Origin of the sequence: Nocardia sp. BSTN01, from assembly GCF_015354405.1 — a bacterium.
Classification (GTDB): domain Bacteria; phylum Actinomycetota; class Actinomycetes; order Mycobacteriales; family Mycobacteriaceae; genus Nocardia.
This window is the reverse complement of sequence record NZ_JADKYP010000035.1, coordinates 32,270-56,254: the sequence shown is the minus strand read 5'-3', so window position 1 is coordinate 56,254 and position 23,985 is coordinate 32,270. Positions and strand designations below refer to the sequence as shown.

The window sequence follows — 23,985 nt, the reverse complement described above, 5'->3', positions numbered from 1 at the left end:
CCGCTCAATTTTGTAACGTGTTCTAGTACTTCCAGAGGAGGGATGACGATGGCAGAAACCGCACAGCGGAGCGGGAAGGTCCGCGAGATCGACGTCGGCTCGACACCGACGCGGTACGCGCGGGGCTGGCATTGCCTGGGCCTGGCCGAGACGTTTCGCGACGGTAAGCCGCATGCCGTGCAGGCTTTCGGCACCAAACTCGTGGTGTGGGCCGACAGCAACGACGAGCTGAAGGTGCTCGACGCCTATTGCCGCCACCTGGGCGGCGATCTCAGCATGGGCGAGATCAAGGGCGACTCCATCGCGTGCCCGTTCCACGACTGGCGCTGGGGCGGCAACGGCCGCTGCACCTCGATCCCGTACGCGCGGCGGGTGCCGCCGCTGGCCCGTACCCGCGCCTGGACCACCCTCGAGCGCAACGGCCAGCTCTACGTCTGGCACGACCACGAGGGCAACCCGCCGCCGGACGACGTCACCATCCCCTACATCGAGGGGCCCTACACCGATGCCGACGGCAACCCGGTCGAGGAACGCAACAGCGACTGGACCCCGTTCACCTGGAACACGATGCTGATCGAGGGCGCCAACTGCCGCGAGATCGTGGACAACGTGGTGGACATGGCCCACTTCTTCTATATCCACTTCGCCTTCCCGACGTATTTCAAGAACGTCTTCGAAGGTCACGTGGCGACGCAGTTCCTCGAGACGAAGGGCCGTCCGGACATCGGCATGGCCGCCAAGTACGGCGGGGAGACGCTGCTGAAGTCGGAGGCGTCCTACTTCGGCCCGTCCTACATGATCAACCCGCTGACCAATATCTACGGCGGCTACCAGATCAAGGTCCAGCTGATCAACTGCCACTACCCGGTCACGCAGGATTCGTTCGTGCTGCAGTACGGCCTGTCGGTCGAGAAGCCCAAGGGCATCGACGACGAGACGGCGGAGAAGCTGGCCAAGTCCATGACCGACTTCTTCGGCGACGGCTTCCTGCAGGACGTGGAGATCTGGAAGCACAAGTCCAAGATCGACAACCCGCTGCTCTGCGAGGAGGACGGCCCGGTCTACCAGCTGCGGCGCTGGTACGACCAGTTCTACGTCGACGTCGCCGATATCGACCCGAAGATGGTGCAGCGCTTCGAATTCGAGGTCGACACCACCAAGGCCAACGAGCACTGGGAGGCCGAGGTCGCGGAGAATCTGCGGCGCAAGAAGGAAGAGGACGCGGCACAGCAGGACCCTGCCGTCAAGCAGGAGGCGGGTGCCTGATGGTCTCCTGGGCCAAAGCACCCGATTTCGCGGACCGCCCGGAACGCCGGGAACAGGTGCGTGCCCAGACGGTCGTCGACAAGCAGCGCTATCTCGAAGACGGCCTGACGCCGGTGGCCTGCCGGGCATGCGGAGTGGAAGTCCTGGTTCGCAAGTCCTCTTCGCACCAGCGGTCGGTGCAGTGGACGGTCAGCCCGGCCGAACACTGTCCGGTCTTCGCGAAGCTGGCCGGGCCGGGGCGGCCGGATCCGTGCCCGGACCTGGAGAAGTCGATCCAGTATGCGATCGATGAGGGCATGCTGGCGATCGACGAGTAGGTCGGCGCGTAGCTCGGGCCCGCCCACCGTATTCGGTGGGCGGGCCTGAACTATTCGTGCAAACCTCCGCCCGAAAGGCGGAAATCGCGCCGAATCGCCGAGGTTTGCACGATGTGTTCACCCCGGCGATCAGTCCAGCCGGAAGTCCGCGAAATCGAATCCGGGCGCGACCACGCAGCTCACCAGCACGTATTCGTCACCGGCCGGGCGGGCGGCCTGGCTGACGCCGGCGGGCACCACGGCCTGCAGGAGGTGTCCCCGTTCGACATCCGGGCCGAGGATCACCTCCTCGCCGCCGATGTTCAGCAGCAGCGGGCCACCGCGGTGCCACAACCAGATCTCGTCCGAGCGCACGGTATGCGGCGCGGACTGTTCGTGCGCCAGCAGCAGGAAGTGGATGGCGGTGGCGGATGCGCGCGGGCCGTCGTAGCCGTCCGGCTCGAATTCGACCGGGCTGCGGTAGGTTTCGCGGAACCAGCCACCTTCGGGATGCGGTTGCAGATCCAGCGCCTCGGCCAGTTCGGGTCGTTCGGACATCGTCGCCTCCTGCACGGTTGTCGTCTCCGGGTTTCTGCGCGGCTACGGCCGGCAGCGGCTCATCGGGCATCCCGCGCGACGCTGTAGGCCATCGCGACATGGGTGAACAGCGTGGTGCGCTGTTCCCGCGCGGTGGTGTCGTCCGGTTCGAGCAGACACTGCTGTGAGGTTCCGTCGTGGACCGCGACCACCGCCCGCCCGAGGCCCTCGCGGTCGGTGACGGTGCGGCCCGCGCGATCGAGCAGCGCCTCGAGGACCGGCAGCAGGGCCGCGACGATCGCGTTCTCCCGCGCGACCATCACCCGCCGCAGCGGCGGGTTGCGCAGGGCGTGGGCGGTGAATTCGGCGGTGATGCGAAACCATTTGTCGTCCAGCGGAACCGCCCGCAGCACCTGTTCCACACCGGCGCGCAGGTCGTGGACATCGGCGCCGGACTCCGACTCCAGCACTCCGGTCAGTTCGCGCAGCATCGCGGCCGAGCGCAACTCCCACATCGCCAGGAACAGCTCCTCCAGCGAGCTGAAGTTCGAGTAGAACGCCCCCCGGGTGAATCCGGCGCGCTCACAGATCTGCTCCACCGTGCACCGCCCGAACCCCTCCTCCGCGAAGGCGTCGAAGGCCGCGTCCAGCAACCGCTGCCGAGTCTCGGCCCGTCGCTTGGTCATTCGCGGTTCGCGCGTGGCTACGCCGCTCGGACCGGCGAGATCACCGACGGGAGCGGCCTCCCCCGACGTTTCGGCCGATGCGTCGCGGCGACGTTGCGATGTCCGGCCGCGCCCGGCCTCGGACGACTTCCGGGCACCGAGGGACGTCACGAACGCTTCCTCTCCATGGACACGTGGATACACGAGTGTATCAACCGGCCTGTTCCAGGTTGCCGATCGAAACGACCTGGTCGATCCGCCCGGCCGCACAACGACCGCGGGCCGCGAACGGGGAACGTTCGCGGCCCGGGGTGCCGAATCCGTGCTGCCGTCAGCTGAGGTTGGTGCCCGACCAGCCGAAGTTGAAAGTGTGTCCCTTCGAGCTGCACTGCACCGCACCGCGCCCGCCGGCGCTGCAGGTGGCACCGCCGTAGGTGATGACGCCGCCGTAGTCGTAGCCGTCGACGGAGGGGCCCGGGTCGAAGGGGCGGCTGCCGGCGCGGCCGAGTGGGCCGGTCAGGCCGAAGGTCGGATGCGCCGGGAGGAACGGCAGGTCGATGGCCACATTGTTGATCGGAACTCCGAACAGAGTGGCGATTCCGGGGCTGATGTCGCAGCCGACGTCACCGTTGGGATGTATCGAGCAATTGGCGTATCCGGCGTTGAAATACACCGTGTCGCCCACCAGAAAATCGGCCGGATTCTGCACCGTGGGCCCGTTCGCGGCGACGAACGGCTCCGCACCTGCCACCGCTCCACCCGCCATCGAAATCGCGATAGCGGCAACAGATCCAGCGATCACAGCCCGCATGTTCACAGCAACTCTCCTATGTTTTTCCAAACGAATACCGAGAACAGATTGCTTGCCGCGCAGTGCTACTGCGCGTCCCAGACCCATGATCCGGATCGGTTCGAAACCCACGCGCGTTAACCGCCCACCGCATCTCGTTCTCCGAAAGAATCGAAAGCGGCACCAGCCGGCCTCGCGTTCCGACAATACAGACGCGTCCACGCCGCTCTCGCCGAACGGAGCCGCCGTCCGCGGCGGCGGTCCGACCTGTCGTCACCGGACTTCGCCCCGTACACGACAGCGGGCCGCGAACGATTCACGTTCGCGGCCCGTCGCTCTCGATCCGCTCAGGCGGAGGCGGTCTGCTCCCGCTGCAGTTCCAGCGCGATGTCGATCAGCTGATCCTCCTGGCCGCCGACGAGCTTGCGCTTACCGGCGCGCACCAGCATCTCGGCCGCCGAGACGCCGTAGCGTTCGGCTTGGCGCTCGGCGTGCTTGAGGAAGCTCGAGTACACCCCGGCGTAGCCCATCATCAGGGCCTGGCGGTCCAGCAGGCATTCCTGCGGCATGGCCGGGCGCACGACGTCCTCGGCGGCATCGGCGATGGCGAAGAAGTCGATACCGGTCTTGATGCCGATCTTGTCGGCGACGCCGACGAACGCCTCGACCGGGGTGTTGCCCGCACCGGCGCCGAAACGCCGTGCGCTGCCGTCGATCTGCTTGGCACCGGCCTTGACCGCGTAGATCGAGTTGGCGACGGCGAGGTCGAGGTTCTCGTGACCGTGGAAGCCGACCTGGGCGTCGTCACCCAGTTCGGCGGCGACCGCGGCGATGCGGTCGGAGACCTGATCCAGCACGAGCGCACCGGCGGAGTCCACGACGTAGACACACTGGCATCCCGCGTCTGCCATGATGCGCGCCTGCTTCGCGAGCACCTCCGGCGGCTGCGAATGCGACATCATCAGGAAGCCGACGGTTTCCATGCCGAGATCGCGGGCGTAGCCGAAGTGCTGGATCGAGACGTCGGCCTCGGTGCAGTGGGTGGCGATGCGGACGATGGACGCGCCGTTGTCCTGGGAGATCTTGATGTCCTCCTTGACGCCCACGCCGGGCAGCATGAGGACCGCGATCTTGGTCTGCTTCGCGGTCTGCGCCGCGATCGTGATCAGTTCCTGCTCAGGGGTTTTGGAGAACCCGTAGTTGAACGAGGAACCGCCCAGGCCGTCACCGTGGGTCACCTCGATGACCGGGACGCCCGCGGCGTCGACGGCCGCGACGATATCGCGCACCTCGGTGGCGGTGAACTGGTGGCGCTTGTGATGGGACCCGTCGCGCAGCGAGGTGTCGGTGACGCGGACGTCGAGTTCCTGGGAGAACGGCTGCAATACGTAGTTCATGATCTGGTCCCTCCTAGACCCGAGCCGTGAGGATCTGTTCGGCCATGACCTCGCCCACCCGGGTGGCGGCGGCGGTCATGATGTCGAGGTTGCCCGCGTACGGGGGCAGGAAGTCGCCCGCGCCCTCGACCTCCACGAAAACCGAAACCTTCGCCATCCCACCGGAAATCACGCTCGGCTCGTCGAACTGCGGTTCGTTGAGCAGGCGGTAGCCGGGCACGTACTCCTGGATGTCGGCGACCATCCGGTGGATGGATTCGCTGATCGCGGCGGTGTCGGCATCCTCGGGGATGGCGGCGAAGATGGTGTCGCGCATGATCATCGGCGGCTCGGCCGGGTTGAGGATGATGATCGCCTTACCGCGCTTCGCACCACCGATGGTCTCCACACCCTTGCTGGTGGTCTTGGTGAACTCGTCGATATTGGCACGGGTGCCGGGTCCGGCCGAGACCGAGGAGACCGAGGCGACGATCTCGGCGTAGGGCACCTCGACCACGCGCGAGACGGCCGCGACGATCGGAATCGTGGCCTGCCCACCGCAGGTGATCATGTTGACGTTCGGGGTGTCGATATTCGCACCCAGGTTCACCGGCGGCACGACCGCCGGGCCGACCGCGGCGGGGGTGAGATCCACCGCGCGGATACCGGCCGCCTCGTACTTCGGCGCGTATTCGCGGTGCACGTACGCCGAGGTCGCCTCGAACAGCATGTCCGGCTTCTCCGGCAGCGCGAGCAGCCAGTCGGCACCCTCGGCCGAGGTCTCCAGACCGAGCCCGCGGGCGCGCTTCAAACCCTCGCTGTCCGGATCGATACCGATCATCCAGCGCGGCTCGATCCGCTCCGACCGCAGCAGCTTGTACAGCAGATCGGTGCTGATATTGCCGGAGCCGACGATCGCGGCTGTGACCTTCCCGTTGCTAGGCACTTGATCTCCCTCAGCTGAACTTCAAACGGACGGAACCGAGTCCAGCGAACTCGGCATGGAAGTCGTCACCCGGACGGGCGTCGATGGCGCGGGTGCACGAACCCGGCAGCACGATGTCGCCGGCCTTCAGCCGCACCCCGAACGAGGCGACCTTGCGGGCCAGCCAGGCCACCGCGGTGGTCGGATCGTCGAGTACCGCGTCGCTGCGGCCCTGGGCGACGACCTCGCCGTTGCGGGTCAAGGTCGCGTCGATGGCCTTGATATCCAGCGCATCCGGTGCCACCCGCTCCGGCCCGAGCACCCAGCCGGCCGAGGAGGCGTTGTCGGCGATGGTGTCGCACAACGCGATATTCCAGTTCTTGATGCGGGTGTCGATCAGCTCGATGGCGGGGGCGTAGGCGACCGTCGCGGCCAGCACGTCGGCCTCGGTGCACTCCTCGCCCGGCAGATCCGCGCCCAGCACGAAACCGACCTCGACCTCGACGCGCGGGAACAGGTACTTCGACGTGTCGACCGGAACGTCCTCGAACACCTGCATATCGGCGAGCAGATGGCCGTAGTCGGGTTCGTCGACGCCCATCATCTCCTGCATGGCCTTCGAGGAGAGGCCGACCTTGTGGCCGACCACCTTCGCGCCGTCGGCCAGCCGCTGCCGGATGTTGATGAGCTGAATCTCGTAGGCGTCGACCACGTCGATCGCCGCATACCGCGTGACCAGCGGATCGATCGGCACCCGGTCTCGTTCGGCGACCGCGAGCTCCGCGGCCAGTTCATTCCGTACCGCGTCGGACAGCACGCTTGTTCCTTCCATTGGGGCGCTCGGTCTGGGGACCAGCCGGTGAACGGGATACAAACTGAAACGAGTTTTCCTGCATTTTCTCGTGTCAGCAGTCCCATCTGCCAGACCAATATAGACCGAACCTGATCCGATTCTATAACGTGTTCTACATGACTGATCGGGAATACGACGTGGTGGTGGTCGGCAGCGGCGCCGCCGGAATGACCGCCGCCCTCGCCGCCGCGCACCACGGACTGCGCGCGGTGCTCATCGAGAAGGCCGCGCACTACGGCGGTTCGACCGCGCGTAGCGGTGGCGGTGTGTGGATCCCGGGCAACAAGGCGCTCGAGGCGTCCGGCCGGCCCGACGACCGGGAGGAGGCCCGCCGCTATCTGCACAGCATCATCGGTGACGTGGTGCCGAAGGAGAAGATCGATACCTACATCGACCGCGGTGCCGAGGCTTTCGACTTCGTCCTCGATCACTCTCCGCTGAAGATGACCTGGGTGCCGGGCTACTCCGACTACCACCCCGAGGCCCCCGGCGGCCTGGGCTCCGGCCGCTCCTGCGAGCCGAAGCCGTTCAACCTCAAGGTGCTCGGCGCCGAGGCCGCGAATCTGGAACCGCCCTATGCCAAGGCCCCGCTCAACGTCGTCGTCATGCAGACCGACTTCGTGCGCCTGAACCTCATCAAGCGGCATCCGAAGGGCATGATGCGCGCCATGCGGGTCGGCGCCCGCACCTACCTGGCGAAATTCACCGGCAAGCAGATCGTGGGCATGGGCCAGGCCATTATCGCGGCCATGCGCAAGGGCCTGCAGGACGCGAACGTCCCGGTGCTGCTCAACACTCCCCTGACCAAGCTGATCACCGAGGACGGCCGGGTCGTCGGCGTGGAGGCGACCGTCGACGGCGAGCCGACGATCTTCAAGGCCCGCTACGGCGTGGTGCTGGGCACCGGCGGTTTCGAGCACAACGCCGAGATGCGCGAGCAGTACCAGCGCAAGCCCATCACCACCGAGTGGACCACGGGCGCGGCGGCCAACACCGGTGACGGCATCCGGGCCGGTATGGAGGTCGGCGGCGACATCGGGTTCATGGAGGACTCCTGGTGGGGGCCGACCATTTTCAAGGGTGAGGGCAAGCCGTGGTTCGCGCTGGCCGAGCGCAATCTGCCCGGCGCGATCATGGTGAACGCCGACGGTAAGCGATTCGGAAATGAGTCCGCTCCTTACGTCGAGGCCGTGCACACCATGTACGGCGGCAAATGGGGTCAGGGTGACGGTCCGGGCGAGAACATCCCCGCCTGGCTGGTGTTCGACCAGCGCTACCGCAACCGCTACATCTTCGCCGGGCTGCAGCCGGGCCAGCGCTTTCCGTCCCGCTGGATGGAAAACGACAACATCGTCAAGGCCGACACCCTCGAGGAACTGGCCCGGCGTCTCGGCGTGCCGGCGGACAATCTCGCCGCCACCGTCGCCCGGTTCAACGCCTTCGCGGAGAAGGGCGTCGACGAGGACTTCGGCCGCGGCAAGAGTCACTACGACCGCTACTACGGCGATCCGACCGTGAAGCCGAACCCGTGCCTGGCGGCCCTGGTGCAGGGCCCGTTCTACGCCGCCAAGATCGTGCCGGGCGACCTGGGCACCAAGGGCGGCCTGGTCACCGACACCGCGGCGCGGGTGCTGCGGGCGGACGGCAGCGTGATCGACGGGCTCTACGCGGCCGGCAACTCCTCGACCCCGGTCATGGGCCACACCTACGCCGGTCCCGGCGCGACCATCGGGCCCGCGCTGACCTTCGGTTATCTGGCGGTCATGGATATCGTCGAGAAGGCGCGCGAGGAAAAAGCACCCACCGGCGCGGCGAGCAAATAGGCGGGCACCGGTGAGCGGGACCCGCAGCGGGGGCGTGGCCCGATCCCGGCACCATGGGAGCGGTCCGGCCACCCGCGGCGGCGTCCGCAACACCACTGTCGATGGAGGGTGGTCCGGCCGATCGGATCGGATTCCGGACACCCTCGATCAGGACTCGTGATACGTCGGCGAACAAGGAACACACACAATGCCTATTGACCTGAAAACCGCTCTCGGAGCGGAACTTCCGACCCAGGCGTTCTCCTGGACGCCCTCGGATGTACAGCTGTACCACCTGGGCCTGAGCGCCGGCACCCGCTGGACCGATCCGGGCGAACTGCGCTATCTGGACGATCGGGAGCCGCAGGTGCTGCCGACCTTCGCGACCGTCGCACCGACGATGCGGGTCACCGAACCACCGAAGGTGAGCTATCCGGGCGTGGAGATCGACCTGGCCAAGGTCGTGCACGGCAGCCAGGAAATCGTTGTGCACCGGCCGATTCCGGCCGAGGGCAAGGCGAGCAGCACCGGGCGGATCACCGAGGTGTGGGACAAGGGTTCGGCCGCGGTGATCACCCACGAGACGGTGATCACCGGATCCGACGGGCAGCCGCTGTGGACGGCACGCTCGTCGATCTTCGCCAAGGGTGAGGGCGGTTTCGGTGGTGAGCGCGGCCCGAGCACCAAGGCCGAACTGCCCGATCGGACCCCGGATGTCGAGGTCCTCACCCCGACGCTCCCGCAGCAGGCACTGCTGTACCGCATGTGCGGTGACCGCAACCCGCTGCATTCGGACCCCGAATTCGCCCGTGCCGCAGGCTTTCCCGACCCGATCCTGCACGGCCTGTGCACCTACGGCCTGGTCTGCAAGACCGCGACCGACACCGTGCTGGACTCGGACGCGAGCCGGGTGACCGGCTTCCGGGCCCGATTCGCCGGCGTGCTGTATCCGGGTGAGACGATCCGGTCGCGGATCTGGCGCGAGGGCGACGAGCTCGTCATCGGCGCGACCGTGGTCGAACGCGAGGACGCCCCGGTACTGAGCGATGTGCGGCTGAGCTTCACCGCCTGATCGACGACTCGCCACCGAACGAAGAACCGCCCGACCGGCAGTGCCGGTCGGGCGGTGTCGTCCATCCCGGTTCGCTGATGTTCCGGGCGGGGCCTGTCGGCGTCAGTCCGGGAAGCCGGTGGCGAACAGGCCGGCGATCGCGACGGAACAGATGACGGCGATGATCGGGATAATCCACATGCCATCAGACTACAAGGCGTAGTAGGAAACCACGACATCGCGTAGTAGGGCAAACACCCCGGTTGTGGGGTATATCACGCTCCCACGACTACGTCGGTTCCGCCGTATCCGGGGCGTCCTCGCGCCCGATCACGCCCTGCACGATCGCCGCGTACAACACGATGACCAGCACCGGAGCCAGCAGCGGCAGCCACGCCAGCCGCCCCGGAATCAGCGTCGCCAGCACCGCCGCCGCCGCGAAACCGAGCGCCCCGACGACCGACGGCAATGTGGTGGGAACCACGCCGGCCGGTGCGTGCAGCGTGGCGGTGTTGAGCAGATAGGTGGTCGCCACCAGGCCGGTCCCGGCGGCGGCCAGCGCACCGGTATCGGCCCACGCCAACGCGCCGAGGGCGACCAGTACCGCCAGCACCGCCACCGTGCGGAACCGCCAGCCGACCACGACCGCGACGAAAACCGGAATCGCGGCCCACGGCAGCACGATGCCCACCGCGGTGGTCAGCAGCAGCCCGGACAGTACGGCCAGAAATCTTGTCATCGCTTCACCCGCACCATCCGCCGATGGTCGGGCAGCAGCCGCATCGCCTGGTCGAGGCGAGCGCCGTCGGGCCAGGCCACGATGTCGACTCCGACGGTGCCCATATCGCGGTACATCGCGGTGCGTTCCAACTGCCACATCCGGGCCAGCGTGGGATCCAGGCCGTCCTTGAACGGCGTGCCGCGCAATACGTCGACCACCACCACGGCATGGCCGCGCTTGCGCAGATCGATCAGGGCCAGCGCGAATTCGGTGTCGAGCAGGGTCGAGAACGCGACCACGATCGCGCCGATCGGCACGGCCGTATGCGGAGCCAGCGTGCCGACATTCGGGATGTGCTCGTCGCCCACGCCGAGCACCGTGTCGACGATGCGATAGAACTGGCGCCGCCCGATATCGGGCCGCAGCCAGCGCGGCGCGCGGCCCAGGCACACCACGGCGGTGCGGTCGCCCGCCTGCAGCGCGGTCTGCGCGACCTGCGCGGCCCCGCGCACGATCAGCTCCATCGAATCCGAGGCCGGGCCCGGGGCCTGCAGCGAAGTATCCACCAGCACAACGACATCCGCGGCCCGGTTGGTGAGCCGCTCGGTGACGTAGAGGCGGCCGCGGCGCGCGCTCACCGGCCAGTTCACGGTGCGCAACTGGTCGCCGGGCGCATAGGCGCGGATATCGGCGTACTCCACGCCGGGCCCGTGCCGGCGGGTCAGGTGGGTACCGATCCGTTCCGGAAGTTCGGTGCGCGGCAACCGCATTCGCTGCGGATCAGCGATCGGGTACACGTACACCTCACCGGCGGCGACGCTCGCGGACGCCTGGGCCAAGCCCGCCGGACTCAATGCCGTCAGCCGGACCGTCACCGGATAGCGGCCCCAGCGCTGGGTCGACAGCGCCAGCCGCAGGCCGGCCGGCGCGGGCCCGGAATCCGAGGACTCCTCGACCCGCAACTCCAGCCCGCTCGCCTCCTCGGGACGGCAGCGCAGCAGCGCGTGCCCGTGTTCGACGAACGCGGCGACCGGCAGCTCGACCTCCTCGGATTCGAAGCAGCGCAGAATCCCGCCGCCGTCGACCTGAACCCTGGTGCGCGACAATTGAATCGGCGCGGTGGCCAGGACACCCAGCATCGGCGCCGCGAAGACCGCCAGCTGCCACCGATCCAGCATGATCGCCGGCACCAGCGCGACCGCGGCGGCGACCGCCAGCATGTACACCAGTGGCGCGGGCCGCCAGCGCAGATCGACCTCGCTCGCCGAGGTGGTGTCGCGATGTCTCATGTCACCGTCGCGCGCGGTACCGGCAGGCGGCGCAGCAATTCGGAGATCACGTCCTCGCCGCGGATCCGGCGCACCCACATCTCCGGGCGCAGCGTGATCCGGTGCGCCATCGCCGGAACCGCCAGCGCCTTCACATCCTCCGGGATCACGTAGTCGCGCCCCAGCAGCAGCGCGCGGGCGCGGGCCATCTGCACCAGATCCAGTTCGGCGCGGGGACTCGCGCCGACCTCGACCTGCGGATGACCGCGGGTGGCGGCGGCCAGCGCGACCACATACGTCACCACATCCGGGTGGACGGTGACGAATTCCACCGCCTGGCGCATCTCCACCAGACCTTGCGCGTCCACCACCTGCCCCACCTGCGGGGTGACCGCGCCGCGTTCGAGCCGGCGGCGGATCATCTGGGTCTCGTCCTTCTCCGACAGATATCCCAGCCGTAACTGCATGGCGAACCGGTCCAGCTGGGCCTCCGGTAACGGATAGGTGCCCTCGTACTCGATCGGATTGTCGGTGGCCAGCACGATGAAAGGCTGTGGCAGCGGGAAGGTTTCGCCGTCGATGCTGACCTGCCCCTCGGCCATCGCCTCGAGCAGCGCGGCCTGGGTCTTGGGCGGCGTGCGGTTGATCTCGTCGGCGAGCAGCATATTCGTGAATACGGGCCCGCGCCGGAAGTTGAACCGGCCCGAGGCCATGTCGTAGATCGTCGAGCCGATCAGATCCGCGGGCAGCAGGTCGGGCGTGAACTGCACGCGTGTGAAGTCCAAACCCAATGCGGCCGCGAAGGATCGGGCGATGAGCGTCTTGCCCAGTCCCGGTAGATCCTCGATCAGGATGTGGCCGCCCGACAGCACCGCGACCATGATCAGCTGCAGCTCTTCGCGTTTGCCGACCACGACGCGGGCGATCTCCCGCAGCACCGCATCGGTGCGTTTGATGGTCACATCCAAAGGTGTCGTCATATCCGATCTCGCACTAGTTCCAACCCATTTCACATGTTCGGCAAGCGGCTCACATGCTCTGCAAGCGACGTAGAATCTCGTCGAGCGCGGCCCGGCCGGGCGCACGCGTGTTCTGATCACGCGGCGACGAATTGGCCGGATCCACCCAGCGCCACAGTTCCGGACCGAACTGCAGCCGTCCGGCGGCCTCGGTGGCCTTGCGGTTCTTCGCGATCCGATGACCGCTGGACAGTTCGAACTCCTTGGCCAGCAGCGGGCGCAGATAGCGATCCCAATCGGCCCGGGTGCCGTCGGCGCGGGTCGCGAGCATCTGCGCCCGCGCGTGCCAGCGGCTCAGCATTTCGGCCGGGCCGTTCTCGAAGTCGTGGTCGTCGGCCTCGGCACGGTCCCGCGCCCGCGAGCGCTCGACCAGCGACCACAGCAGCAATGCCAGGGCGCCGAACACCGGCACCCCGACCAGGATCGGCAACATCTCGCGCTGGTTGCTCAGGCCGACCAGCTCGATCAACGCGATCATCGCCACCGCGCCGACCACGATCGTCATCCGGGTCACAGCCGCGCCCCCTGCAGATCCGCCAGCACGATGCGCAGCAGTTGTTCGGCACGCATGCGCTGCCATTCCAGGATCGAATGCGGGCTGAACCGGGCCTCCTCGAACAGCGTCACCAGTTCGCGGGCCGAGGCGTCGTGCAGAACGCCGCGATCGAAGGCGCGCGCCAGCACCTCCGAGGGGGTGTCCGAAATCAGTGGCGCCACCTCGCGGGCCTGCGCCAGACCGCTCTCCATCGCGACATAGCAGGCGATGATCGCGGCGCGCGCATCCTTTCCGGAGGCCATCATCGCGGCCAGGCCCATTTCGGCGACCTGCGCCAACGAGACCGGCGCCTCGGCGGGTGCGGGCGTGGACGGCACCGCCGGTGCGCCGCGGCCATCGCGGGCGCCGACGGCCACCACGCCGAGACCGAGAATCGCGACCGCCACCAGCACCGCGGCGCACGCGCCCACGAACAGCAGGGCGTGGCCGCTCAACTCCGGGGAGCCGGAGAACGGCTGAGTGGTCGGCGGCGCGGTGGTTTCGGGCGGCTGTGCGGTAGCGGGCGGATTCGAACGCGGCGCGGGAGCTTCCTCGCGGCCTCCGGCGAGCAGGTATACCGCCCACACGATCGCGGTCAGCACGGCCGCGACGGCGGTGCCGATGAGGATCACGATCCCGAACCGGCTCAACCGGAACGGCTGCCGCTTGCGCTCACGGTCGACCTCGGCCATCGCCAGCGGCAGATGATGCTGGCTGGTCAGTACCCCGGCCAGCAGGATCACCACGGATACCAGCGACAGCACCGGCATGAGCGCCACCGTCACCGCCGAGGGCGGGGACGGTGCATGCGGGCCGCCGGTGCCGGGCAGGTATCCGCGCAGCGCGAAGACGACGCACGCCATCAAGGCGATCAGCCCGATCGCGCGTGGTATCGCCGTTCTCACCCCGGCCACGGGCCTCTCCCAGAAAACATCCGAACTGCACAAACAGGCACATCGTTACATGCCGAACGGTCCGTGAGGAGGGAAATCGTGACACCGGACGGTGACCGGTGCGGTCTATGCCCCTGGCCGCCAGTTGACAGCCGGCGAAACTGTGACCGGGCACAGCAAATGACCTCGTCTCCGGCCGATCCGTCCAAACGAACGCACTTCACTTCGCCGGACCTTCACGAGGGGCCGGCCACCGTGCTTCCGGCCGACTCGGCCGACTCGGCGACGCTCGACGGGCGAGCGCCGGGCAACCGGCCCAGCCGGCTCGCGGTGCGCTCGAGATCCGGGGCGGCGGCGACATCGCGGACCAACTCCGGCAGCGAAACCTCGGTGTAGAGGGTGAGGGGCAGATCGGCGTCGTAGAGCACGTCGACCAGGTTGACCAAGCGCGTCACCGCATCGATCGGAACCCGCCGCAGCGGCGGCACCGCACACACGACCCAGCGCCGGTAGGTGAGGGTGAGGGTCAGAAAGTCGATGGCCGACAAGGGCCGCACGCAGATTTCGTCTAAATCGAAGACCAGCAGGTCCGCCTCCGCGGCCCGCGCCCGCAGCAGGAGATGGGCGATCGGCACCGCGGCCGGCCGGTCGGCACCGGGCCGGTGCCCGCGTACGTAGCGCCCGCTCGCGAATCCGGTCCGATCACAGATCCGGTCCCGGCACCCGCGAGCGCGGTAATCCTGCGGTCCGTCGACCGCGACCACGGCCAGATGGGTACGCAGCAGCGCGATGGCGGGCTCGAATCTCGCGTGCATCAGCGGATTGGGCAGCAGCTGCTCGGGCGGGTAGTTCGAGGTCGCCACCAGCACGACGCGGCGCGCGAACAGTGCCTGGAGCAGGCGGGTCAGCAGCATGGCGTCACCGACGTCGTGGACGTGGAATTCGTCGAAACAGATCAGTTCGGTGTCACCGAGCAGTGCGTCCAAGGCGGCCGGCAGACCGCCGGTTTCGGCGATCGCGGTATGGAGCCGGGCGAAGAACTGATGAAAGTGGAAGCGGCACTTGCGTTTCGATTCCACTCGCTCGAAGAACTCGTCCATGAGCATCGTCTTGCCGCGGCCGGGACGACCGTGCAGGTAGACCCCGCGCGCGGCGGGCCGCGAGCGCGCCGGCAGGGCATGCGAACCGAAGCCGCGCGGAAAAGCCCACCGGCGCCCGCTCAATCGCTCGGCCACCGTAGCCAGGGCCGCCGCGGCAGCGCGCTGATCGCCATCGAGAACCAGTCCGTCCACGGTCTCCACCCTCCTGAGGGCTCTACATCTGTAGAGCACCTCTACACTTGTAGAGGATGATCGGGCGCGAGACGAGAGAAGGTGACGATGTCCACACCACGCCCGGCCGAACAACCCAGTGCCACGCAGCTGGGGACGAATGTGCGTCGCCCGGCGGGTGATGCGCGCGCAGCGGACCGGCGCGGACTCATCATCGGCACGGCGATCGACCTGATCGCTCGCGAGGGGCTGCGGGCACTGACTCATCGGGCCCTCGATACCGCGGCCGGCCTACCGCCCGGTTCGACCTCGTACTACTTCCGCACCAAGCGCGCACTCATCGAGGCCATCGTGGACGCGATCACCGAGCGGTCGCGCACCGATTTCCGCGCCGCCGACCTACCCGCCACCGACCCGGACGACATCGCCGCCGCGGTGGCCGCATGGCTGGACGACCTACTGGCGCAACGCCGTAACCATCTGATCGCCCGTCACATGCTGATCACCGAGCTGCTCGGCGACGCCGAGCTCCACCCGCGTCTGGTCGCGAGCCTGTTCTCCCATCGGCACGCGCGCGAACTGTTCCGCGCGCTCGGGGCCGCCGATCCCGATACGGCCGCAGCCGATTACATCGCCGTCGTCGAGGGCTTGGTATTCGACCGATTCGCCGGTGCGCGAAGGGAATTGGCCGCGGGGACCCGGGAGAGTGCCGAGCAGTTGGCCCGGCCTTTACGTGCACAACTGCGCGCCGCGGGCGAATAGGCGACGGCGTGTGCGGTGAAAAGTTCAGGCTCCGAGCAGACGCCCGGCCTCGGCCGGTACGTCAGGCCGCGGTCAGCACCAGCCCGGAGGTCGGCACGCCGGTGCCGGCGGTGACGACGATGTTCTCCAGGCCCTCGACCTGATTCACCGAGCTGCCGCGGATCTGGCGCACCCCTTCGGCGATGCCGTTCATCCCGTGGATGTAGGCCTCGCCCAGTTGGCCGCCGTGGGTGTTGAGCGGCAGTCGGCCGCCGATTTCGATCGCCCCGTCGGCGACGAAATCCTTGCCCTCGCCGCGACCGCAGAAGCCCAGTTCCTCGAGCTGCATCAGCACGAACGGGGTGAAGTGGTCGTAGAGAACGGCCGCCTGCATATCGTCGGGCCGCAACTCGCTCTGCGCCCACAGCTGGTCACCCACCAGGCCCATTTCCGGCAGGCCGGTCAGTGCGTCGCGGTAATAGCTGGTCATCACGTACTGGTCCGCGCCGGAACCCTGGGCCGCACCGGCGATCAGCGCGGGCTTGTTCGGCAGGTCCCGGGCGCGCTCGGCGCTGGTGACCACGATGGCCACACCGCCGTCGGTCTCCTGGCAGCAGTCCAGCAGATGCAACGGTTCCGCGATCCAGCGCGAGGCCTGGTGATCGTCCAGCGTGATCGGCTTGCCGTAGAAGTGGGCCGCCGGATTCACCGCGGCGTGCTTGCGGTCGGCGACCGCCACCCGGCCGAAATCCGCACTGGTCGCGCCGTATACGTGCATATAGCGCCGGGCCACCATGGCGACCTGTGCGGCCGGAGTGCCCAGGCCGTGCGTATAGGAGAACGCGTTGTCCACACCCGAGGAGCTGGGATTGCCGGTCGCCAGATGAGTCGCGAACTGCCCGAAGCGATTTCCGGAGCGCTCGTTGAACGCGCGGTAGGCGACCACGACATCCGCGACTCCGGTGGCGACGGCCATGGCGGCCTGCTGCACGGTCGCGGCCGCCGCGCCGCCGCCGAACGGGATGTTGCTGAAGAACTTCAGGCTCGGGATGCCGGTGGCCCGCGCGACCGCGGCCTGGGTGTTGGTATCCATGGTGAAGGTCGTCAGGCCGTCCACATCGGCGGGAGTCAGCCCCGCGTCCGCGAGGGCGGCGGTGACGGCCTCGGCAGCCAGGCGCAGTTCGCTGCGGCCGGAGTCCTTGGAGAAATCGGTGGCGCCGATGCCGACGATGGCGGCGCGGCGGCTCAGACCCGTCACTGGCGTGCCTCCTGCAGGGAGATGACGGCTTTCGCCGTGATGTGGTCGCCGAGGCTGTCCGTGCCGACCACATCGATGGTGATATCCGCGCCGTCCACGGCCGCCACGGTTCCGCTGAGCGTCAGGGTGTCGCCCGCGTACAGCGGCACACCCAGGCGCAGGGCGACGGATTTCACGACCGCCCCCGGCCCCGCCCAATCGGTGACGAATCGCTGCACCAGGCCGGTGTCGGTGAGGATGTTGACGAAGATGTCCTTGGACCCGCGCTCGACGGCCTTGTCGCGGTCGTGATGCACGTCCTGGAAGTCGCGGGTGGCCAGCGCGGTGGAGACCACGAACGTCGGGTCGGCGTGAATCACCAACTCGGGCAGCGTAGTTCCCACCTGCACAGCGGCGGGCTGAATCGTCGAGGTCATCGCACGGCCTTCCAGTAGGGCACGGTGTTGTCGTCGTCGAGCTGCTGGAAGCCCACTTCGACGGGCAGCCCCACCTCGACCTCGGCGGGGTCGACGCCGCGCAGTTCGCCGAGCATGCGCACACCCTCCTCGAGTTCGACCAGCGCGACGACATACGGGACCTGCCGGCCGGGCACCTTCGGCGCGTGGTGCACCACGAAACTGAAGACGGTGCCGCGGCCGGAGGCCACCACGTAGTCGGACTGTTCGGTGTGGTCCTTCCACAGCGCCGGAACCGGCGGATGCTGCAGCGTCCCGTCCGGGCGCCGCTGGATTCGCAACTCGCCGAGTTTTGTTCCGTCCCAGAAGAATTCGGTGTCCTTCGACACGGTGGGCCGGACCCGCTTCGCCAGATCCTCCGCCGACACCTCGCCGGGGGCTGCGGCGGGCTTCGCCGTACCGGGTGCGAATTTCAACATCCGGAACAGCATCTCGGTGACGGGTTCGTCGTCGACGTACCAGGTCAGCAGGTAGGTGGCGAACCAGCCATCACCGAGTCCGGTGCGCTTGGGCCCCACCAGTTCTCGCAATCTGGTCCGCGCCACCGGTCGCTCGCCGAGGCGTAGGTAGCGGTGGTAGGTCTGCTCGCAGTTGGTCGCCACCACCGAGGTGTAACCGGCGGCGTCGAGCAGATCGTTGACCGCGTTCATCGGATCGTCGGCGGGCCGCGATCCGTGCAGGCCGGGCATGGTCCATACCTGGGCCATGGCCGGCGGCGCGACGATGCCGGGATGTCCGGCGGCGCGGGCGGCGTCGTCGTCGACGTAGATCGGGTTGGCGTCGCCCAGCGCCTCGACCCAGTTGTTGATCATCGGCTGGTTCACCGGGTCGCGGCCGAGGCGCGGGGCGGACTCGCCCAGCTGCTGGATCTTCTCGCCGGCGGCGCGGATCTCTTCCGCCGTCACGGTTTCCGACATGCGAAAACTCCTATCTCGGTACGCGGGGCAGGCGCAGGCCCATCTGCGCGATCAGTTCGCGCATGACCTCGTTGACGCCGCCACCGAAAGTCACGACCAGGTTCTGCTTGGTGCGCTTGTCCAGCCAGGTCAGCAGTTCCGCGGTGGCCGGGTCGGCCGGATCACCGAAGCGCCCCACGATCTCCTCCGCCAGCCGGCCCGCCTCCTGCAGTGCCTCCGTGGAGTACACCTTGGTCGCCGAGGCATCGGCGATCACATCCCGCTGATCGGAATCGGGGCGCTCCATATTCGAGGCGACCTGCCAGTTCAGCAGTTCGTTGACCCGCACCATGGCGTGCAGGCGCCCCAGGGCGCGCCGCACCTCGGGCTCGTCCAGGACTTCCTGGCGCCGGGACCAGTCGCGCACCCGCTCGTAGAGCTGTTCGATCTTGCCGGACGGGCCCAGGCTGACCCGCTCGTGATTGAGCTGGGTGGTGATCAGCTTCCAGCCGCCGTTCTCCTCCCCGACCAGCATTTCCGCCGGCACGCGGACGTTGTCGAAGTAGGTGGCGTTGGTGTGGTGCGCACCGTCGGCGGTGATGATCGGCGTCCACGAGTAGCCCGGATCGGTGGTGTCCACGATCAGGATCGAGATGCCCTTGTGGCGGGACTCGACCGAACCGGTGCGTACCGCCAGCCACACGAAATCGGCCTCGTGCGCGCCGGTGGTGAACACCTTCTGCCCGTTGACGATCCAGTCGCCGTCGGCATCCCGCACCGCCGAGGTCCGCAGTGCGGCCAGGTCGGTACCGGCGTCGGGCTCGGAATATCCGATGGCGAAATGGATATCGCCGGTGAGGATTCCGGGCAGGAACTTGCGCTTCTGCTCCTCGGTACCGAACGACTGCAGGGCCGGGCCGACGGTCAGCAGCGTCACCAGCGGCACCGGCACATCGGCGCGGACCGCCTCGTTGTAGAAGATCTGCTGTTCCAGCGGGCCGAAGCCCTGGCCGCCGTATTCCTTCGGCCAGCCCACGCCCAGCCAGCCGTCGCGGCCCATCCGCTTCACCACCGCGCGGTAGGCGTCGCCGTGGCGGTTCACCGCCATCTCGGCCTCCTCCTCGGGAGTGACGAGATCGGCGAAATAGGCGCGTAATTCGTCGCGCAGTTTGTGCTGATCAGCGGTCAGATCGATGTACATCTGGCTCCCAACCGGTCCAGCCGGAACGACGCACCGCCGAGCCAGCGGGCGATGTCCTTGGCTTGTGAGTAGTAGCGGTGCAGCGGGTGAGTCACATCGACGCCGATGCCGCCGTGCAGGTGATGGCACCGCTGCATGGCCGCCGGTAGCTCGGAGGCCACACAGAACGCCAGCACATCGAGATCGTCATCGACACGTGCGGTGTCCTTGCCACCGCCTCCGGCGTCGCGGGTCGCAGCCAGCGACCAGTTCGCGGATGTCGCGGCCACCTGCAAGGTGCGCGATACCACGTACACGTCGGCGATTTCCTGTGCGACGGCCTGGAATTCGGCCAGCGGGCGGCCGAACTGCTGCCGGGTCCGCAGATGTTCCGAGGTGAGCGCCAGCACACCTTTGAGCAGACCGTCGGCGACCGCGCCGAGGGTTGCCAGGGCGATGCGGTGCAGGTCCTCCAGCGGAATATCCAGCAGCTGCCCGGCCGGAATCACCGTGTCGTCGAAGGACACCGAGTATTCCGGCGCGCCGGTGGAACTCGGGCTCTCGGTGCGGGTGATGCCGTTCGCATCCCCGTCGACGACCGCGATTCCGCGATCGGTCGGCACCAGAATCCACTGTGCCTGTCGCGCGTACGGCACCGCGATCTTGCGGCCGTTGATCCGCACCGAATCGCCGTCGGCCACCGCCTTCGTCTGCGGTTCGGCGACGAACGGGGCGCCCGGCTCGTGCAGTGCCGCGGTCAGGATCGCGCCCTCGGCGACGGCGGGAAAAACCTTGGCCGCCAAGTCGTCTCCGGCATGGCCGACCAGCGGCAGCACACCGAATCCGAGGGTCGACAGCGCCGGCACCGCCACCGCGTCGGTCGCGAGTTCGGTCAGCAGGGTCGAGACCTCCAGCAGTCCCATCCCGTCGCCGCCGTGCTCTTCCGGCAGCGGCAGCGCCAGCAGCCCGCTGTCGACCAGCGCGGGCCACAGCGCGAGATCACGCGCGCTGTCGTGTTCGAGCAGGCTCACGACGACTTCGGCGACCGCGTCCTGACTCTCGTCTCTGGTGAAGTCCAATTCTTTTGCTCCCTGTCGGATGTGGGCTGCTCTGGCGGCCCGGCCCTGCGATATCAGCCCTTCGATTCGCGGGGCAGCCCGAGAATCCGCTCACCGGCGACGGTCAGCAGAATCTGTTCGGTGCCGCCTGCGATCGACAGACAGCGCGTGAGCAGGAATTCCTTCACCACGCCGGTGTCCAGCGCACCGGCTGTTCCGGCCAGCTCGGCCGCGAATTCGGCCACCGCCTGCCGGTGGCGGACGCCGACCAGTTTGCGGACGCTGCTCTCCGCCGCGGGGTCACCGCCGGCCAGCAACTTCTTGGCCGCGCGCGCCTCCAGCAACGTGCCGGCCACCGATTCGGCGATCAGCGCGCCGAGGCGATCGGCGACCACCTCGGCACCCGGGCCCGCGGTGGGAGCGGCCGCGATCACGGCCTCGAGCTCCTCACCGATTCCCTTGCCGCCCATGGCCACTCGCTCGGCGGACAGCGTGGAGCGGGCGATCCGCCAGCCGTTGCCGAGCTCACCCACCAGGCAGTCGTCGGGGACGAACACGTCGTCGAGGAAGACCTCGTTGAAGCGCGCCTCGCCGGTGATCTCGACCAGCGGCCGGATCTCGAGCCCCGGACTTTTCATGTCGACCAGGAAGTAGCTGATGCCCTTGTGCTTCGGCGCGGCGGAGTCGGTGCGCGCCAGGCAGATTCCCCACGTGGCACGGTCGGCCAGCGAGGTCCACACCTTCTGGCCCCGCAGCTTCCAGCCGCCCTCGACCCGCTCGGCGACGGTGCGCAGTGCCGCCAGATCCGAGCCGGCGCCCGGCTCCGAGAACAGCTGGCACCAGATCACCTCACCGGTGAGGGTCGGCGGGGCGAAGCGCTCGATCTGCTCGGGCGTACCCCATTGCAGGAGGGTGGGAATCGCCCAGTTCGCGATGACGAGATCGGGCAGTTCGATTCCGGCCTTGCGGATCTGGTCCTCGATCAGGCTGCGCTGAATCGGCCCGGCGTCGCGGCCGTAGGGGGCCGGCCAGTGGCAGGCCAGCAAACCGGCGTCGGCCAATGCGGCACGCTGCTCCGCGGCGGGCAGTGCGGCGATCCGAGTCAGGTCGGCGGCCAGCACGGTCGCCTCGGCGGCATCCAATCCGGCGGCCTCCCAGGCGGTTCCGCCTTCGGCGTCGCCGAGGTCGATCGAGACGGTGCGGCGCACCCCGGCCTGCGTCAGCCTCGCCACCTCGGCACGCCAGTGCGCCGAACCGCCCAGCAACGCCCGCAGCGCGGTCGCGCGCCGCAGATACAGGTGCGCGTCGTGCTCCCAGGTGAAGCCGATACCGCCCAGCACCTGGATGCAGTCCTTGGCGTTCTCCACGGCGGCGTCCAGTGCGATCGTCATCGCGACGGCGGCGGCCAATCGCAGTTCGCGACCACCGGAATCGCTCGTATCAGCCGCTGTTGCCAGATCTGCCGCTGCCGCGGCGTCTGCCGCCACGGCGCGGGTCTGTTCGGTGCGGCACAGCATCCAGGCGCAGATGTGCTTGATCGCCTGGAATTCGCCGATCTTGCGCCCGAACTGCTCGCGGACCTTGGCATAGTCGACCGCGGTCTCCAGACACCAGCCCGCGATCCCCGCGGCCTCGGCCGCGATCAGCGTGGCCACGAGATCGCCGACCGCGTACGGCGGTTCGAAGACGTGGTCGGCGGGCACGGCGACGTTCGCGCAGGTGACGCGAGCCAGCGGAGTGCTGGGGTCCAGGGGTTCGAGCGCCTCGACCGTCACGCCCGGGGTGCCCGCCGGCAGCAGGCACCACAGTTCGCGCTCGCCGAAGCGTACCGGCAGCAACAGCGCGGTCTGCTCGTCGGCGCCGAGCACGCTCTCCCAGGTGCCGGACACCTCCGGCGCGTCGGTTGCGTTGTGCGACAGCACAAGAGGCTGACTCAGGGCGATACCGCAGGGCGTATCCTCGTCGAGGGTGTCGCCGGCAACGAGGCCGGCCAGCGCGGTAGCCGTCACCGGTCCGCCCACGAGATCATGCGCCGCCTGCTCGATCAGCACGGCCAGATCGCTCACGCAGCCGCCCGCGCCGCCGGCCTCCTCGGGGACCGCGACGCGGAAGACGCCGAGGCCCACCAGGCCCGGCCAGAATTCACGCCAGTACCCGGGCGCGCCAGTGCGCATTGTTGCAATCGGGTGCACCGCTGCGGCCCATCCGCGCATCGACTCCTGGACGGCTTTATGCTCGTCAGTGGTGGCGATGGTCACACTCCATACCGCCTTTCCGGCGTGACTCCCACACCTAGAACATGTTCTAATGTGACGGTCGGGCGTAAGTCAAGGGGCGTCCGTCGCCGCCGCTGAACTACGCTCGTCGGCCACCGGAACCGACGTGCGTGCAGGAAAGGACTTTCACGAATGGCCAGTCCCTCCCGAGAGCAGGCAGCCGACTCGGGTGCGCAGAACGGAGCCCGCAATCGCGCGACGGTCAGCACCCTCAGCGAGGACGAGCTGAGCTCGGCGGCCCAGCGCGAGCGGCGCAAACGAATTCTCGACGCCACCCTCGCGCTCGCCTCCAAGGGCGGTTACGACGCGGTGCAGATGCGCGCGGTCGCCGAACGCGCCGATGTCGCGGTCGGCACGCTCTATCGGTACTTCCCCTCGAAGGTGCATCTGCTGGTCTCGGCGCTGGCCCGGGAATTCGAGCAGTTCGACAGCAAACGCAAGCCGCTGGCCGGGCAGACCCCGCAGGAACGCATGCACGTGATGCTGACCCAGGTCACCCGGGCCATGCAGCGCGATCCGCTGCTCACCGAGGCCATGACGCGGGCATTCATGTTCGCCGACGCCTCCGCGGCCGCCGAGGTCGACCGGGTCGGCAAGGTGATGGACCGTTTCTTCGCGCGTGCCGTGAACGAGGGCGAGCCCACCGAGCGCGATCTGGCCATCGCCCGCGTGATCAGCGACGTGTGGCTGTCGAATCTGGTGGCGTGGCTCACCCGGCGCGCCTCGGCGACCGATGTGGCCGAGCGTCTGGACCTGACCGTCGACCTGTTGCTGGGCGAGAAGTCCTGAGCGCGCGGCAGGAAGCGGATTACCGGACAATGGAGGTCCGGGCGTTCGAAACCTGCCTGGCGAG

The 23,985-nt window shown here is 68.2% G+C and carries 24 protein-coding genes; 6 read left to right on the top strand and 18 right to left on the bottom strand.

The window, feature by feature from the left end:
* The first annotated feature begins 48 nt into the window (after positions 1-48).
* Together IRT45_RS24565 and IRT45_RS24560 are read left to right on the top strand one after the other, a co-directional pair.
* Positions 49-1,266: a Rieske 2Fe-2S domain-containing protein gene (locus tag IRT45_RS24565; protein ID WP_194808243.1), complete on the top strand. Its 1,218-nt coding sequence runs from the start codon at positions 49-51 to the stop codon at positions 1,264-1,266.
* Complete coding sequence (locus IRT45_RS24560) at positions 1,266-1,583, top strand: hypothetical protein (protein ID WP_039775843.1); 318 nt, start codon at positions 1,266-1,268, stop codon at positions 1,581-1,583. The genes IRT45_RS24565 and IRT45_RS24560 overlap by 1 nt, the downstream gene beginning before the upstream one ends.
* Before the next feature lie 129 nt (positions 1,584-1,712).
* On the opposite strand, the gene IRT45_RS24555 is transcribed toward IRT45_RS24560, so the two are convergent.
* The 6 genes from IRT45_RS24555 to IRT45_RS24530 form a co-directional block, all read right to left on the bottom strand.
* The gene (locus IRT45_RS24555) at positions 1,713-2,120 is read right to left on the bottom strand and encodes a cupin domain-containing protein (protein WP_194808242.1); all 408 of its coding nucleotides are present in this window, start codon (positions 2,118-2,120) and stop codon (positions 1,713-1,715) included.
* 59 nt (positions 2,121-2,179) lie between these two features.
* Positions 2,180-2,785 carry a TetR/AcrR family transcriptional regulator gene (locus tag IRT45_RS24550; RefSeq protein ID WP_194808264.1) on the bottom strand — a complete coding sequence of 202 codons (606 nt, stop codon included), beginning with the start codon at positions 2,783-2,785 and terminating at the stop codon, positions 2,180-2,182.
* A gap of 310 nt (positions 2,786-3,095) precedes the next feature.
* Complete coding sequence (locus IRT45_RS24545; protein ID WP_194808241.1) at positions 3,096-3,776, bottom strand: hypothetical protein; 681 nt, start codon at positions 3,774-3,776, stop codon at positions 3,096-3,098.
* Positions 3,777-3,901: 125 nt separating this feature from the next.
* The gene (gene dmpG, locus IRT45_RS24540) at positions 3,902-4,951 is read right to left on the bottom strand and encodes a 4-hydroxy-2-oxovalerate aldolase (protein WP_194808240.1); all 1,050 of its coding nucleotides are present in this window, start codon (positions 4,949-4,951) and stop codon (positions 3,902-3,904) included.
* Between the two features lie 13 nt (positions 4,952-4,964).
* A complete protein-coding gene (locus IRT45_RS24535) occupies positions 4,965-5,876 on the bottom strand; it encodes an acetaldehyde dehydrogenase (acetylating) (protein WP_194808239.1) in 912 nt (303 codons plus the stop codon).
* A 10-nt stretch (positions 5,877-5,886) separates the two neighbouring features.
* Positions 5,887-6,672 (bottom strand): 2-keto-4-pentenoate hydratase, encoded by a 786-nt coding sequence (locus IRT45_RS24530; protein WP_194808238.1) that lies wholly within the window; start codon positions 6,670-6,672, stop codon positions 5,887-5,889.
* Between the two features lie 143 nt (positions 6,673-6,815).
* Here IRT45_RS24530 and kstD point away from each other — a divergent pair, with 143 nt between their 5' ends.
* Positions 6,816-8,531 (top strand): 3-oxosteroid 1-dehydrogenase, encoded by a 1,716-nt coding sequence (gene kstD / locus IRT45_RS24525; protein WP_309241138.1) that lies wholly within the window; start codon positions 6,816-6,818, stop codon positions 8,529-8,531.
* A gap of 187 nt (positions 8,532-8,718) precedes the next feature.
* Positions 8,719-9,582 (top strand): MaoC family dehydratase, encoded by an 864-nt coding sequence (locus IRT45_RS24520; protein ID WP_194808236.1) that lies wholly within the window; start codon positions 8,719-8,721, stop codon positions 9,580-9,582.
* A 268-nt stretch (positions 9,583-9,850) separates the two neighbouring features.
* Here the strand turns inward: IRT45_RS24520 and IRT45_RS24515 are convergent, their stop codons facing one another.
* The 6 genes from IRT45_RS24515 to zapE form a co-directional block, all read right to left on the bottom strand.
* The gene (locus IRT45_RS24515) at positions 9,851-10,300 is read right to left on the bottom strand and encodes a hypothetical protein (protein WP_194808235.1); all 450 of its coding nucleotides are present in this window, start codon (positions 10,298-10,300) and stop codon (positions 9,851-9,853) included.
* Positions 10,297-11,571: a DUF58 domain-containing protein gene (locus IRT45_RS24510; protein ID WP_194808234.1), complete on the bottom strand. Its 1,275-nt coding sequence runs from the start codon at positions 11,569-11,571 to the stop codon at positions 10,297-10,299. Before IRT45_RS24510 ends, IRT45_RS24515 begins: the two co-directional genes overlap by 4 nt.
* Entirely contained in the window at positions 11,568-12,530 is a 963-nt protein-coding gene (locus tag IRT45_RS24505; protein WP_194808233.1) for a MoxR family ATPase, read from the bottom strand. Before IRT45_RS24505 ends, IRT45_RS24510 begins: the two co-directional genes overlap by 4 nt.
* A gap of 49 nt (positions 12,531-12,579) precedes the next feature.
* The gene (locus tag IRT45_RS24500) at positions 12,580-13,074 is read right to left on the bottom strand and encodes a hypothetical protein (protein WP_194808232.1); all 495 of its coding nucleotides are present in this window, start codon (positions 13,072-13,074) and stop codon (positions 12,580-12,582) included.
* A 5-nt stretch (positions 13,075-13,079) separates the two neighbouring features.
* The gene (locus IRT45_RS24495) at positions 13,080-14,018 is read right to left on the bottom strand and encodes a DUF4129 domain-containing protein (RefSeq protein WP_309241137.1); all 939 of its coding nucleotides are present in this window, start codon (positions 14,016-14,018) and stop codon (positions 13,080-13,082) included.
* Between the two features lie 215 nt (positions 14,019-14,233).
* Positions 14,234-15,289 carry a cell division protein ZapE gene (gene zapE, locus IRT45_RS24490; protein WP_194808269.1) on the bottom strand — a complete coding sequence of 352 codons (1,056 nt, stop codon included), beginning with the start codon at positions 15,287-15,289 and terminating at the stop codon, positions 14,234-14,236.
* An 87-nt stretch (positions 15,290-15,376) separates the two neighbouring features.
* Between zapE and IRT45_RS24485 the strand changes: the two genes are divergently transcribed.
* Positions 15,377-16,030: a TetR/AcrR family transcriptional regulator gene (locus tag IRT45_RS24485; protein WP_194808231.1), complete on the top strand. Its 654-nt coding sequence runs from the start codon at positions 15,377-15,379 to the stop codon at positions 16,028-16,030.
* Between the two features lie 61 nt (positions 16,031-16,091).
* Here the strand turns inward: IRT45_RS24485 and IRT45_RS24480 are convergent, their stop codons facing one another.
* Genes IRT45_RS24480 through IRT45_RS24455 form a run of 6 tightly spaced genes read right to left on the bottom strand, consistent with a single transcriptional unit; the run spans position 16,092 to position 23,114 of the window.
* Complete coding sequence (locus tag IRT45_RS24480) at positions 16,092-17,267, bottom strand: lipid-transfer protein (protein ID WP_039775760.1); 1,176 nt, start codon at positions 17,265-17,267, stop codon at positions 16,092-16,094.
* Positions 17,264-17,683, bottom strand: a complete 420-nt coding sequence (locus tag IRT45_RS24475; RefSeq protein ID WP_194808230.1) for a MaoC family dehydratase — start codon at positions 17,681-17,683, stop codon at positions 17,264-17,266. Before IRT45_RS24475 ends, IRT45_RS24480 begins: the two co-directional genes overlap by 4 nt.
* Entirely contained in the window at positions 17,680-18,639 is a 960-nt protein-coding gene (locus IRT45_RS24470) for a bifunctional MaoC family dehydratase N-terminal/OB-fold nucleic acid binding domain-containing protein (protein ID WP_194808229.1), read from the bottom strand. Before IRT45_RS24470 ends, IRT45_RS24475 begins: the two co-directional genes overlap by 4 nt.
* Positions 18,640-18,649: 10 nt before the next feature.
* On the bottom strand, positions 18,650-19,819 hold the full coding sequence (locus IRT45_RS24465; RefSeq protein ID WP_194808228.1) for an acyl-CoA dehydrogenase family protein: 1,170 nt from the start codon (positions 19,817-19,819) through the stop codon (positions 18,650-18,652).
* Positions 19,804-20,877 (bottom strand): acyl-CoA dehydrogenase family protein, encoded by a 1,074-nt coding sequence (locus IRT45_RS24460; protein ID WP_194808227.1) that lies wholly within the window; start codon positions 20,875-20,877, stop codon positions 19,804-19,806. Before IRT45_RS24460 ends, IRT45_RS24465 begins: the two co-directional genes overlap by 16 nt.
* A gap of 53 nt (positions 20,878-20,930) precedes the next feature.
* Positions 20,931-23,114 carry an acyl-CoA dehydrogenase family protein gene (locus IRT45_RS24455; protein ID WP_194808226.1) on the bottom strand — a complete coding sequence of 728 codons (2,184 nt, stop codon included), beginning with the start codon at positions 23,112-23,114 and terminating at the stop codon, positions 20,931-20,933.
* 150 nt (positions 23,115-23,264) lie between these two features.
* Between IRT45_RS24455 and kstR the strand changes: the two genes are divergently transcribed.
* On the top strand, positions 23,265-23,921 hold the full coding sequence (gene kstR / locus IRT45_RS24450; RefSeq protein ID WP_030517308.1) for a cholesterol catabolism transcriptional regulator KstR: 657 nt from the start codon (positions 23,265-23,267) through the stop codon (positions 23,919-23,921).
* Positions 23,922-23,985 lie beyond the last annotated feature (64 nt).